This is a genomic window from Diaphorobacter sp. HDW4B, assembly GCF_011305535.1.
In the GTDB taxonomy this organism is placed as follows: Bacteria; Pseudomonadota; Gammaproteobacteria; order Burkholderiales; family Burkholderiaceae_C; genus Diaphorobacter_A.
Map to the genome: position 1 here is coordinate 5227449 of NZ_CP049905.1, position 12847 is coordinate 5240295.

The window sequence follows — 12847 nt, forward strand, 5'->3', positions numbered from 1 at the left end:
AAGCGCTCACATCACCATTCCTTGTTCCGGAACTGCGACCTGAGCAGATCGCGCGGAGTCTTGCCCGCAGCGTCCGTCACATCCCAGCGCGCGCCCTGTGCCAACAAGGCGCGAATGCTGTCGTCCCTGTAGCCACCCTCGTGGAAGGTCGCCATCCAATGCAGCGCGGTTTTGCCGTTCGCATCTTGCGCGTTGATGTCGAGACCACGCTGCACCCACCATTCCAGCAGCGGTATCGAGCTGCCGTGCACAAGCTGGTGATATTGCACCAGACGATGCAGCACCGTGCCGCCGCTCGCATCGCGCATCGCTGGATCGAATGGCAATCGCAGTTGCAGCCGTTTGGCGCATTCGACATGGGAGCAATACCACCATGCGTTGCGGCCCAGGCCATCGGGCAGCGCGGGGTCCGCGCCTTGGTCCAGCATCGCGCTGATGGTCTTCGTCGGTGCTTCCTGCTCGGCGCTGATCAGCGCGTACTGAATCGGGCGATTGGCCACGGCGCCTTCTGCCACCTCTCCGGGTTCGGGAGTTGACAGGTCATTGATGTCCAGCCCGTGCTTTTGCAACAGCACGATCTGTCCCTTTGATTCAGCGAAGTGCATGGCAGTGCGGCCACGCAGATCGCGCAAGCTCGGATCGGCTCCGGCGTTCAGCAGTCGCACCTGCGCCTTTTCCTTGGCGCGCATCAGCAACGTGGTTTTTGCTTCTGACGATTCCGGGTCCCAAGGAATGTTCACATCACACCCGCGCGCAATCATGGCGTCGAGCAGCGTGAGGTACTGCTCCTCGCTGATCTCGATGTTGTCCTGCAGACGATGCAGGGCGTTGAAGCGGTCCGTGGGCCAAGGATCGAGGCGTGCGCCGTGCTCGATCAACCAGAGCACTGTGGACGCTTTGGAATAGTCTTCATAGCCCGTGTGCAGCAGGAGTTTCTGCACCAGCAGAATGTGCGGCGCAAGTGAAGCACCCGCGTTCAGCAGCGCCTCCATCATCTCGATGTTGTTGTGCTGGGCAGCCAGCGTCAGCGGAGTTTCGTCCTTGTCGTATCCCGAATGCAGTTCTGAGTCGGGCAGCAGGCCAACATCCACAGCATCAGGCTGTGCTCCCAAGAACAATGCTTGCTCAACCAGATCCAGTCGATTTTTTCCAGCGCTCAGAATCAAGGCCAAATCGACTTCTGCGCGTGCTGGAACCGGATTGGGTGCTGCGCCCGGCTCAATCACGTCGGGGTCTTTGTGCAACCAGTCGCGCCACGCCTGCGCGAGTTTGCCGTTCAGATCGAACTCGTTGTGCTTCTCGCCCACTTCGCGCATGAACGGAAGCCATCCCCACCATTCGGAGCCGACGCAACCCAGCGCCGTCCAGCGGCTGATGAAGGTGAAGAAATCAACCGCCATCAACTCTCCGTGCGGGCCGTCTTCTTCATGGCTGAAGTAGCGCACGCCTTGCTGCCGCGGATCAGGGTTGCGGGTGTCGATGGCAAGCATGTCACCGTTGGGCAAATGGGTAAAAGCAAAGTGCGCTCCCCAGAAAGCGATCAGCTGAGCACCCAGTTCATAGTCTTCGGTCCACCTGGCGTGCATTTCAACCCAGCTCTTGAGTCTGTCCTGCATCTCGTCGAGCCCGTGCCCGGTCCAGACCGCGTTGTATATGCCGCCATTGCTGCAATGCTGCAATTTGCTGGGAGGCGAATCCAGCATGTCATAGCAGCTCCAACGGAGGCGCCACTCAGCAGACTGCTCGATCGCCCAGCGAAACTGCGGAGGTATGGATCGACCCATTCGCTTTTCAAGTACCTGCAGCTTCAAGGACGACAAACCCGCCTCGCGCGCTGGCCCCTCCACCTCCCACCCTCGGCTTTCAGCGCATTCCGCCATCTGCCGAACGTTCTCTTGCCAGATGGCGTCCATATGAGCCAAGGCCGTTGGATCATCAAGGGATGCACTGCCTGCGTCGTGAAAAGCGATGGGGTATGAGCTCATGCCGCATACGATAGCAAAGTCATTTCTGCAGATCGTTTGCGCCAAACGGATTCCCCAAAACCGCTCTTCTGTCACAAGGTTTGTTCACGCCAACTCTCAAGGCCCGACATGAGCACGCAATCCATGACCACCCCATCCGTTCGGGATGGAGAGCTTCTTGCAATTTATAGTTATTCGCCTAGACTCACGATAATTGATCGCACTGTTCCAAAGTGCGACGGCTGTTTGCAAGGTGATGAAATGCCCGAAACGATCGACCACAGCACGCTCTCTCACCTCGCAGACGCCGGGGCGATTCAAAGCACGCATGTCGTCGGCGAAGGCAATGGCTGGAGTCTGTTCGTCAAGTACAGCACCAAGCAGTGCTATCTCGCGGCACAACGCAGTCGCAAGGTACGGATATTCCGCAAACTGGAGACTTTGGTCGCCTACCTGGGCGACTTGGGCATCACCCGCTTCGAAGTCGATACGTCGCTCTTCGATCAGCATGCGGTGAAAACCGAACGCCCTGACCGTTCGGAAGCATTGAAGCGAGCACACGAAGCAGCTGCATTTGATTCGTGGTTTCGCAGCCAGGTGCAAGCCAGCCTTGATGATCCAAGTGCTGATGTTGCAAACGAGGCCGTCGAGACCCGCTTTGCAACCAAGCGCGAAGCAGTCCGCGCACTGCTTGAACCCACACGCACGAGCGACTAAGGATGACGATCGTCTGGCGGCCCATGGCCGTGGCCGATCGGGCAGCCATCTTCGACTACATCGCGCAAGACAATCCCTCTGCCGCACTCGCGTTGGATGAGGATTTGTCGAGACATGTCGAATTGGCCGCTCGCAACCCGAAGCTGTTCAAACCGGGTCGCGTCCACGGCACTCGTGAGATCGTGGTGCGACCCAACTATGTGATCGTCTATCAGATTGAGGACGACGGGGCATTGCTTGTGATTCGCGTGCTGCATGCCGCTCGACAGTGGCCTTGAATTCGGGGCAACCAAAGGCTTCAGGCAACAAAAAACCCGGCTTGTTCGGGCCGAGTTTCTGTGCAATGAACTCCAGTGTCTGGAGTTCAGATCAAGCGCTTACTGCACCAGCGTCACTTCCACGCGGCGCGCTTCGGCGTTCGAGCCGGATGCTTGCGATTGCTCTGGCTTCTTCAGTTCGATCTTGTCTTCTGCCACGCCCAGCGACTTCAGCGCATCGGACACAGCCATGGCGCGCAGCTTGGCGAGTTCCTGGTTCTTGACCAGATCGCCGGTGGCGTCGTGGTAGCCGGAGATCGATGCGCGCTTGCCGCCTTCGACCACGCCCTTGATCACTTCGACCAGAGCGGTGTTGGCACCAGCGGCGACCTCAGCCTTGCCGGATGCGAAGAAGAACTTCACCACGCCGTTGTCCATCACGATGACGGACGCTGCGTCTTCGGCGATCACATTGCCGCCTGCGCCGATGGTGGTGACTTCGACCGTCTTCACGATCGCTGGCTTGGCGGGTGCGTGGGCGATGCCGCGCTTGTAGACCACGACGCCGACGACGGTCGAAACCACCAGGGCGATCAGGGCAAAGAGGAAACCAAGGGCAAAGCGTTGTTGGCTGTCGTCGTCGTTAGAGTTGAAGGACATGCGTTGAGACTCCGTTGATAAATATTTCGTGATATGTTGGTCGGACAAAACCCGTCAATTGTAGAGTGACTGACATGCCGACGACGCCAGCCCCGATCCGCGACCCTGCCCCGATGCTCGAAAGAGCCCTCGATGAATGGGGTGGCAACGAAGATTTGTGGGTATTTGGCTACGGTTCGCTGATCTGGCGGCCGGATTTTGAATTTGTTGAAAAACGTGACGCCAAGGTCTTCGGCTGGCATCGCGCGCTCAAGATGTGGAGCCGCGTGAACCGCGGCACACCCGAATGTCCCGGCCTGGTTTTCGGCATGTTGTCGGGCGGCAGTTGCAAGGGCGTGATCTTTCGGGTGGACAAGGCGCATGGCCACACCGTGATGATCAATCTGTGGCAACGCGAGATGGTGATGGGCGTCTATGACCCGCGCTGGCTCGATTGCCATACGAGCGAGGGGCCGGTGAAATCGCTGGCCTTCACGCTGTCACGAAAAAGCCCAAACCACACAGGGGTACTCAGCGACGACGAGTACTGCCGCATCTTTGCCGAAGCCACCGGCAAGTTCGGCACGACGCATGACTACGCCCTCGCCACGCATGAGCAACTGCTGCAGATGGGCATCGAAGACCGGGGGCTGGCGCGCTTGCTGAGTCTTCCCAAACAGCAAACTTGATGCGACGATGTGGCGTGCAGTGCAAACGCTGTGACTTTTTGATTGATTTTCTGATTCGCTGATTCGTCGAATGGCCGGGCGTTTGCCGCCCACCCTTCCGTTCACAACGTAACAAGAGGTTAATTCAATATGTCCATGCGATTCGGTCTCACTCTTGCTGCCGCTGCTGCGGTGCTCACTCTGGCTGGCTGCTCGTCCACCGCCACCAACCCGGCCAAGCCACAGGCTGCGGCCGAGCTGGAATCCACACGCGGCAACGAAACCAAGGGCACGGTGCGCTTCATGCAGACGGCGGCGAACACCGTGCTCGTGACGGGTCAGATCACCGGCCTGAAGCCCAACAAGGAACACGGCTTTCACATCCACGACAAGGGTGACTGCTCCAGCGGCGACGGCATGAGCGCTGGTGGCCACTTCAACCCCTCGGGTTCTGCCCACGGCAAATATGGCTCGGACGCGCATCACGGGGGTGACTTGCCCAGCCTGATCGCGGACGCCAGCGGCATCGCGCGCGTCAATACCGAAATCAAGGGCGTGAACCTGACCGCCGGACAAGCCAATAACATCGTCGGTCGCGGCCTGATCGTTCATGCCGATCCAGACGACTTCAAGACCCAGCCCACCGGCAACGCGGGTGCGCGTCTGGCTTGTGCCGTGATCAAGTAATCGTCCAGGCCATCATTCAAGCCCAATGGGGGTGGTCTGCCAAGGCACAATAGCCGCATGACCACTCCCCTCTCCTCTCATATCGCCGATCTGCGCAAGAGCTACGAGCGCGCGGAACTCAGCGAAGGCGCGTCCCAGAGCGATCCGCTCAAGCAGTTCGATCAATGGCTCAACGAGGCCATCGCCGGTGAGGTGCCCGAACCCAACGCCATGACTGTGGCCACCGTCGCGGGCGACATGCGCCCGAGCACGCGCATCGTGCTGATCAAGGGATATGACGAGCGCGGCATCGTCTGGTTCACCAACTACGACAGCCGCAAAGGCCAGCAGATTGCGGGCAACCCTTTCGCAGCGCTGCAATTTCATTGGGTCGAACTCGAACGCGTGGTGCGCATCGAAGGCCGCGTGGAAAAAGTCAGCGACGAGGAAAGCGATGCCTATTTCAAGAGCCGCCCGCTCGACTCGCGCATCGGCGCCTGGGCCAGCCCGCAAAGCCAGGTGATTTCAGGTCGCAGCGTGCTCGTGGCAAACGCCGCCAAGTACAGCGCCAAGTTCATGCTCAACCCGCCGCGCCCGCCGCACTGGGGCGGCTTCCGCCTCGTGCCCGACCGCTGGGAATTCTGGCAAGGCCGCAAGAGCCGTCTGCATGATCGCCTCTCGTACCGCCTCGACGGCGACAACTGGATCCGCGAGCGTCTCGCTCCCTGATGTTTCGTCCAAGCCCTGAGCCGCTCAGGGCTGGATCACATGCGAGATGTAGATGGCGACTGGCAAGGTCGCCAGTGCGAGCAGAGTCGACGCGGCAATGCTCGCCGAAACCTCCTGCTGCATCACGCCATAGCGCTGCGTGAAATAGAACACGTTCGCGCCCACGGGCATCGCAGCGATCACGAACATCACCGCCAGCGGCAAGCCCGTCACGCCCAGCAGCGGCGCAATCGCGAGCACCAGCGCGGGCATCACGAGATTCTTCACGAACGAGATCGACAAAGCCGTGCGCAGATTGCTGCCGATACGCGTATACGCCAGCGAAATCCCCACCAGCAGCAGCGCCATCGGGCTCAGCGCATTGCCGATCATCTGCAGCCCCTTGTCGAGCCCGGATGGCAACTGCAGCCCCGTCTGCGCAAAGATCAGCCCGATCAGAATCGGCAGCGGAACCGGATGAATGATGCTCTTGCGCGCCGCCTGCAACAGCGTGCGCCACAGCGGTCTGGGAGCAGCATCGCCGCGCTCCGTGGCTTCGCGCGTTTCGGCCAGCTCGAAAATCAGCGTGGCGGATGTCAGCAAAATCAACGAGTGCAGCGACACCAGCGTGAACAACACGATCAACGCCGAATCACCAAACACGAACTGCGTGATCGGCACCCCAATCATCACCGTGTTGCTGAACACGCACGACAGCGCCTCGGCCGCCGCTCGCTTGGAAAAACCGCGCAACAGCAAGGTGCCGATGAACAAAATCGCCACCGCCGCAAAGTAGAGAACGACCGGCCTGAAATCCAGCTCCTGCAACCGCACCTGCCCCATCGTGCGAAACAGCAGCGCGGGCGTGAGCACCAGAAACACCAGATTGCTCAAATCCTTGATGGCCGCATCCCGCACCCAGCCTATGCGCGCCACGATCCAACCAAGGGCGATGCAAAAGAGGACGGGGATCAGGGAGGAGAGCATGAAAAAGATGGCCGCAGACAATCGCGAACCATCGCATCGAACGATGCAGTGTCAATAAAGGAGCGCGAGAGCCGCTGATTCTAGTGACTCAGCGAATTTCTTTCAGGCAGCGCATGCATGCCCACCATCAAACGGACTCGGCCCTGAAAAGTGGCCACTGCGCAGCCCTTCGGGCAGTTGCTGCGCCCACACTTGCGCGCAGCAGTCCCAGGATTGTTCCTGGACGTTGAGCCCCGCGAATACGCCGTAGCCTTCGCCTGCGCGGATGTCTTCTCCAGATGAAAGGCTTTCGCCTGCCTTGATGGCGCCTTGCACGTGGATGAACTGGCCTGCGCGGATGCCCCAGCCTGCTTCGATGTGGGTGGCGGCTTCGATGCTCGCACCGACCTGGATGCCCTGCCCGGCGCGTACCGAATCGGCTGCTTGCAGATGACCGCCGACGCGCAGGTTTTTGTCGCATTGCAGGCTGAAACCTGCAATCAGGTCCTGGCCGATGACTGCGCCGCCGCACACTTCGATGGTGTCCTTGACGTTCAGGTCCCATGCGATGCGCAGGTCGCCGCCGCAGGTCAGGGACTTTTCGACGTCGATGCCCCAGTCGGCACGCAGATTGCCGCCGGTTTTCAGGTGCTCGCCACAGAAAATGCTGCCGCCCGCGCGAATGTCTTCGCCTGCCGTGATCGAGCCGCCACAGCGGATGCCGCCGCCTGCATGGATCGACCGGCCCGCGTAGAGCATGCCGCTCACATCGATGCCGGAGCGCACTTCGATAGTGCCCGCGAAGATCACGGCATCGGCTTCGAGGCTGTCGAGCTTGAGCACGTCGTTGGTCGGCCCGAAAGCCTTGATCAACCAGAGCGCGTCTTCGATGCGGCCGGCTTCCACGAGCGTATCGAGTGCCTTCTGGTAGCCAACCCCATCGTCGATGTTGCGCACAAACCAACGAAATCCCATCGCGCACGGGTTCTTGGCGCGCAGGAACTGCTTGGTGAACTCCATTGTGTGATCCATGCCGTCACTCCTTGATTGTCAGGATCGTGCGGGTGGAATGGGAACGTGGCTGTGCCAGCGCCCAAGCAACACACCGCAATGCAGAGCGTTGGAGCCCGGCGATGGATGTGGTTCTGCGTGGTGTTGTGAGGGAGGTGGTTGCCTATCGCCGGGCGGGGGAATGTGCGACGGGCTGGTATGGCCAGATCTCGCGTGCAACCAGCGCTGCGCGCACGACAGAACCTCCGCAAGCACCGGACGGCTGAATCAGCACGCAGCGAGGAGAGGCAAGAAAGGCCATGGGGCCGAATCGTAGCAGCGAGGGCTTGTCGCACGAAAGCGCACGGGCTTTCCGTGCGCTTTCGTCTTTCACTGCCCGATCAGAGCGACATCAGAACGACACGCGTGCGCCCAGCGTGATGTTGCGGCCCATGAGCGGCGCGGCGTCCTTGATGAACGAGGTGGCCGAATAGGCCAGGCGGTTCGTCAGGTTGCGGGCCTTGAGGTAGACCTGCCACTCATGCTGCGTGCCGCGTCCGCCGTTGTAGGCGATTCCCATGTTGAGCATGCCGTAGCCCGGCGTCTGCGTTTCGAACTCGGCCACGCGATTCTGGCGAGCGACCTGCACCCATTCGACATTGCCGTCCCACTCGCGCCATTGGGTGTCGAGTCGCACACCGAGTCGTGCCGGAGCCATGCGCGGCAGATAGCTGCCGTCGTCGAGCTTGGCACGCACCACGTCACCAAACACCGTCAGCCCCAGCGACTTGCCCAACTGCTGGCGCACCTTGGCTTCCACGCCGGTGAAGGTCGCGTCACGCTGGCTGTATTGCAGCAGTTGCACGCCATCGAGCGCATCCAGCGTGCGGCCGTAGATGTAGCCCTTGATGCGGTTGCGATACGCGGTCACGTCGAAGGTCGTCGGGCCGCTGGTCTTGCGCAGCGAGAGATCGAAGTTGTTCGAGACTTCGTTGCGCAGATCCGCATTGCCGATTTCATAGGTCGCTGTCGCCATGTGCAGTCCGCGTGCATAGAGTTCTTCGGCTGTCGGCGCGCGGCTTGCGCGGCTGAAGGTCAGACCTGCGGCATAGCCCGGCTGAAAGCGCCACACCGACCCCAGCGACAACGAAGTGCCGTTGTGGTTGCGCTCGATCTGGCTGTCTTCGGCTTCCGTGGTCTGGCGGTCATGGCGCAGCGCGGCTTCGAAGCGCCAGTTGTCGATGCGGTACTCCTCCAGCAGGAACAACCCGGTCTTGCGCGTGACGGTCGGCTGCACATAGGCCTCCTCGCCCACTGCGCTGAACTTGCGTTGCGATGTTTGCACGCCCAGCACGCCTTTCCAGCCAGCGATGGGCCGGTGCTCGGCTTCCACGCGCAGGTCGTAAGCCTTGTTCTTGAAGGTCGTCCCGATGGCACCGTCTTCGATTTCATCGTGCCGGTAGTCGGTCAGCCCACCACGCATGCGGATCACGCTGAAGCCTTCGAATGGGTTGCGCAATTCGCCACGCACATCCAAACGATTGCTGCGCATGTCGACGACCGGCACATCGCCAGCGGCGTGTTCTTCGTGGTCATGCTCATGTCCATCGTGCGAGCCGCAGTGCAGATGATCGCCATGCGGGTGGCAGCCTTCGATGTCGTGGTTGTGTCCCGGCAGGCCGTACTTGGCATTCTGCTGCGTGACGGCAAAGCCCAGATAGCCTTGCGAGCCGATCCACGACAGGCCGACGCTACCGCCGCTCGTGCGATTGAAGCTGCCCGGCACACTGCCCCCACCCGTCCAGCCGCTGCCGACGTTGTAGTCGCCCGCGTTGCGGCCAGAGACTTCGACGTGCGCTGCGATGTTGCCTGCGCCGCCGGTCAGCGAAACGGCTCCGGCCTTTTCGTTCGCGCCCGAGCCGTAGCGCACTTCAGCGCTGCCCTCGTAGCCTTTTTCGGGGATCGCCGTGGGAATCTTGTTGTCCAGTACATTGACCACGCCGCCCACGGCTCCTGCGCCGTAGATCAGTGCAGAAGGACCGCGCAGCACTTCGATCTGCGTGGCGAGCAGCGGCTCGGAGGCGACCGCGTGATCGGGGCTCACGGTCGAGGCGTCCTGGATCTCGGAGCCATCCGACAGAATCTTCACGCGCGGACCATCCATGCCGCGAATCACAGGGCGGCTCGCGCCTGCGCCGAAATGGCTGCCGGTGATGCCCGGCTCGCCCTCCAGCGTTTCACCGAGCGTGGCTGCGCGGCTGCGCACGAGCGCGTCGCCCTCGATCACGCTGACGGGCGTGGTCATGTCGGAAACGCCGAGCGACAGTCCGCTCGATGACACCGTGACTTCGGGCAGCGACTGGGATGCTTCGGCAGGTTTGTCCTGGGCATGGACGGCTGCGCCCATGCCCGCGGCATACATCAGAAAAATGGAGACGGAAAGTGGACGCAGTGGCAGACGCAGGTGTGGGTGCGCCTGCTGGGATTGAGCAGAGTTCTTCATTGCTTGAAACGGGATGCGTCTTCACGTCCAGCCATCAGGGCTTGGGAACGCGAGGACGAAATGAATCGATGCGGCTGCGGCATGCTTGGCCTGCAGCAACGTGCTTGGAGATCAGCCCCAGTTCAGCGAACAGGCACCATCGATTCGCGCGGATCAGCGAAGAAAGTCGCGTCGATGAACTCAGGCCAGCAGCACGGCGGGCGGGCCGCGCGCACGGAACGGCGCGGCATGTTGGCCCAGTGGCTCAACGGAGACATCGACAACGGGAATGGCCGCAGGCAGCGGCTGCACTGCCGGCAAGGCATGCGCCAGCAGCGCGTGGCCAAGCGCAATCTGGTCGAGCAAGACGCACTCGGACTTGGTGTGCGCGCCGAACAGGCTGTGCACCACATCCTGAGTGGGCCCTGCGATCTGCGCATCGGCCTGAGCGAGATCGGCAACGACCGCATGGATCGCAGCAGGCGTGGACACGCCTGATCCATGCACCACCTTGTGAACCAGCCCCAGCGCAGGCGACAGCACCAATGCCAGCATCAGCCAGCACATGCCAAGTCGTTGTCGCAGGGAAAGGGTTGGGTTCATCGAGAAAAATGAGCTACGGCTCAAATCACTTGCTTGAGCCGCGAGCGCAGGAGCATAGCGCGGAAATCAGGCGCTTCAGGCTCCGGGCTTCAAATGCTGGCCAAAAGTCTTGCGGAACTTGTCGACCTTGGGGCCGACCACGAAGGCGCAATAGCCCTGATTCGGGTGCTGCACAAAGTAGTCCTGATGGTAGTCCTCGGCGGGCCAGTAGCTCTTGAGCGTATCCACCTCGGTGACCACGGGCGCGCCAAACAGCTTGTCCTGTCCGATCTCGCGCAGCAGGTCGTCGATCACCTGCTTCTGCTCGTCGTTGACGTAATAGATCGCACTGCGGTACTGCGTGCCCACATCGTTGCCCTGACGGTTGAGCGTCGTGGGGTCGTGCGTGGCGAAGAAAATTTCCAGAATCTGGCGCAGGCTGATCACCGCCGGGTCGTAGGCCAGCTTCACCACTTCGGCATGGCCCGTGTCGCCATCGCAGATCTGCTCGTAGGTTGGATGATCGACCTGCCCGTTCGCGTAGCCGCTTTCCACGTCGGTCACGCCGTTCACGCGGTCGAACACGGCCTCGGTGCACCAGAAGCAGCCACCGCCCAGAATGATGTTTTGTTCGTTGCTCATGATGTTGCCGCCCTTCGCTGGAAATGGAGTCGACCTGAATTATGTGGCCCAACCATTTGACGGCGGAAAATGAGGTTGTTATATTACTAACCAGTCAGTCATTAACTTTTCCACCCTTCTTCCTTTCAGTCCCGTGTCCATGTCCGAATCCCTCGACAACTCCACCACCAAACGCGGCCGCCGCAAGGAAGCGCGTCCCGGTGAGTTGCTGGAGGCCGCGCTGGACCTGTTCGTCGAGAAGGGTTATGCCGCCACCAAGGTGGACGAGGTCGCAGCCCGCGCCGGGGTCTCCAAGGGCACGCTGTTTCTGTATTTCCCGAGCAAGGAAGAGCTGTTCAAGGCCGTGGTGCGCGAGAACATCTCGGGCCGTTTCGAGGAATGGGAGGCCGAGCTGGTCACCTTCAGCGGCACCTGCAGCGAGATGATCGAGTACGCCTTCAACGCCTGGTGGGAGCGCATCGGAGCGACCAAGGCCAACGGCCTGGGCAAGCTGATGATGTCCGAGGCCAACAATTTCCCCGAGATCGCCCTCTTCTACCGCAACGAAGTGGTGGTGCCCGCGCAGGAGCTGATCCGCAAGATTCTCAAGCTCGGCATGGATTCGGGCGAGTTCCGCGAGCTCGATCTCGACTATGCGATCTATCTGTTCGAAGCACCGCTGATGCAGCTCCAGCTCATGCACTCGTCCAAGATGATCTGCATGGTGGACCCATCGAAATTCGACCCTCAAAAATACCTGCGGATGCACGCAGAAAACCTGTTGGTGGGCTTGCGCCCGCGGGCGGCCTAAAATCAGAGGTTTGTCTGATCCAGAAGTCCGCAATTCGGAGTACCCCATGAACATGCCTTTGAACTCGCCCGCCGACACCACCAACCTCGTGGAACAGGCTCGCTTCAACATGATTGAGCAGCAGATCCGCCCATGGCGCGTGTTGGCCGAGGACGTGCTCGACCTGATGACCGAGGTGCGCCGCGAAGAGTTCGCGCCCATCGCGTATCGCTCCATGGCTTTCATGGACATCGAAATCCCGCTCAACGCATCGGTCGAAGAAGCCGAGCGCACGGGTCAAGTGATGATGCCTCCGCGCGTCGAGGCCCGTATGCTGCAGGACGCCGCCGTGAAGTCCACCGACCGCGTGCTCGAAATCGGCACCGGCTCCGGCTACATGGCCGCCCTGCTCGGCCGCAGCGGCTCGCAAGTGCTGTCGCTTGAAATCAACGCCGATCTGGTGGAGTTCGCCAAGGAAAACCTGCGCTCTGCCGGCATCACCAATGTGGAAGTCCGCATGGCCGACGGCTCGCAGGACCTGAGCAAGGACGGCCCGTTCGACGTCGTCATGGTCAGCGGCTCGATCGCCGAAGTGCCCAAGAGCCTGCTCGCCCTGCTGACCGAAGGCGGCCGCCTCGTGGCCGTCGTGGGCCAGGAACCCATGATGCGCACCACCGTGGTCACTCGCAAGGGCAGCAGCTTCGAAGTGACAGAGCCATGGGACATCATCGTTCCACGCCTGCAGGGATTCGCAGAGCCATCGTCCTTCAAGTTCTGATTCGTCTTTCTCCTTCTCA

14 protein-coding genes are annotated in these 12847 nt (G+C 61.0%); 7 read left to right on the forward strand and 7 right to left on the reverse strand.

Translation table 11 applies throughout. From position 1 onward, the window contains the following. Positions 1-11 precede the first annotated feature (11 nt). Positions 12-1703: an ankyrin repeat domain-containing protein gene (locus G7048_RS23835; RefSeq protein ID WP_166070514.1), complete on the reverse strand. Its 1692-nt coding sequence runs from the start codon at positions 1701-1703 to the stop codon at positions 12-14. 405 nt (positions 1704-2108) lie between these two features. Here G7048_RS23835 and G7048_RS23840 point away from each other — a divergent pair, with 405 nt between their 5' ends. Continuing rightward, a complete protein-coding gene (locus tag G7048_RS23840; RefSeq protein ID WP_371747593.1) occupies positions 2109-2681 on the forward strand; it encodes a hypothetical protein in 573 nt (190 codons plus the stop codon). A gap of 2 nt (positions 2682-2683) precedes the next feature. Further along, complete coding sequence (locus G7048_RS23845) at positions 2684-2959, forward strand: type II toxin-antitoxin system RelE/ParE family toxin (protein WP_166070515.1); 276 nt, start codon at positions 2684-2686, stop codon at positions 2957-2959. A gap of 99 nt (positions 2960-3058) precedes the next feature. On the opposite strand, the gene G7048_RS23850 is transcribed toward G7048_RS23845, so the two are convergent. After that, positions 3059-3598, reverse strand: a complete 540-nt coding sequence (locus G7048_RS23850; RefSeq protein WP_166070516.1) for an OmpA family protein — start codon at positions 3596-3598, stop codon at positions 3059-3061. A 74-nt stretch (positions 3599-3672) separates the two neighbouring features. On the opposite strand from G7048_RS23850, the gene G7048_RS23855 reads away from it, so the two are divergent. From G7048_RS23855 to pdxH, 3 genes are all read left to right on the forward strand, one after another. Then, entirely contained in the window at positions 3673-4266 is a 594-nt protein-coding gene (locus G7048_RS23855) for a gamma-glutamylcyclotransferase (protein WP_166070517.1), read from the forward strand. Positions 4267-4395: 129 nt separating this feature from the next. Beyond that, positions 4396-4932, forward strand: a complete 537-nt coding sequence (locus G7048_RS23860; protein WP_166070518.1) for a superoxide dismutase family protein — start codon at positions 4396-4398, stop codon at positions 4930-4932. 57 nt (positions 4933-4989) lie between these two features. After that, positions 4990-5640 carry a pyridoxamine 5'-phosphate oxidase gene (gene pdxH, locus G7048_RS23865; protein WP_166070519.1) on the forward strand — a complete coding sequence of 217 codons (651 nt, stop codon included), beginning with the start codon at positions 4990-4992 and terminating at the stop codon, positions 5638-5640. A 24-nt stretch (positions 5641-5664) separates the two neighbouring features. Here pdxH and G7048_RS23870 read toward each other — a convergent pair whose 3' ends face one another. From G7048_RS23870 to msrA, 5 genes are all read right to left on the reverse strand, one after another. Next, positions 5665-6606 carry an AEC family transporter gene (locus G7048_RS23870; protein ID WP_166070520.1) on the reverse strand — a complete coding sequence of 314 codons (942 nt, stop codon included), beginning with the start codon at positions 6604-6606 and terminating at the stop codon, positions 5665-5667. 102 nt (positions 6607-6708) lie between these two features. Then, entirely contained in the window at positions 6709-7617 is a 909-nt protein-coding gene (locus G7048_RS23875) for a hypothetical protein (RefSeq protein ID WP_371747594.1), read from the reverse strand. A 370-nt stretch (positions 7618-7987) separates the two neighbouring features. Then, a complete protein-coding gene (locus G7048_RS23880; protein WP_205750311.1) occupies positions 7988-10078 on the reverse strand; it encodes a TonB-dependent receptor domain-containing protein in 2091 nt (696 codons plus the stop codon). A gap of 180 nt (positions 10079-10258) precedes the next feature. Next, positions 10259-10660, reverse strand: a complete 402-nt coding sequence (locus G7048_RS23885) for a hypothetical protein (RefSeq protein WP_166070521.1) — start codon at positions 10658-10660, stop codon at positions 10259-10261. Positions 10661-10735: 75 nt separating this feature from the next. Beyond that, entirely contained in the window at positions 10736-11281 is a 546-nt protein-coding gene (gene msrA, locus G7048_RS23890; protein ID WP_166070522.1) for a peptide-methionine (S)-S-oxide reductase MsrA, read from the reverse strand. 139 nt (positions 11282-11420) lie between these two features. Between msrA and G7048_RS23895 the strand changes: the two genes are divergently transcribed. Next, positions 11421-12071, forward strand: coding sequence for a TetR/AcrR family transcriptional regulator (locus G7048_RS23895; protein ID WP_166070523.1), 651 nt, complete (start codon positions 11421-11423; stop codon positions 12069-12071). Between the two features lie 46 nt (positions 12072-12117). Next, the gene (locus G7048_RS23900) at positions 12118-12828 is read left to right on the forward strand and encodes a protein-L-isoaspartate O-methyltransferase (protein WP_166070524.1); all 711 of its coding nucleotides are present in this window, start codon (positions 12118-12120) and stop codon (positions 12826-12828) included. Positions 12829-12847 lie beyond the last annotated feature (19 nt).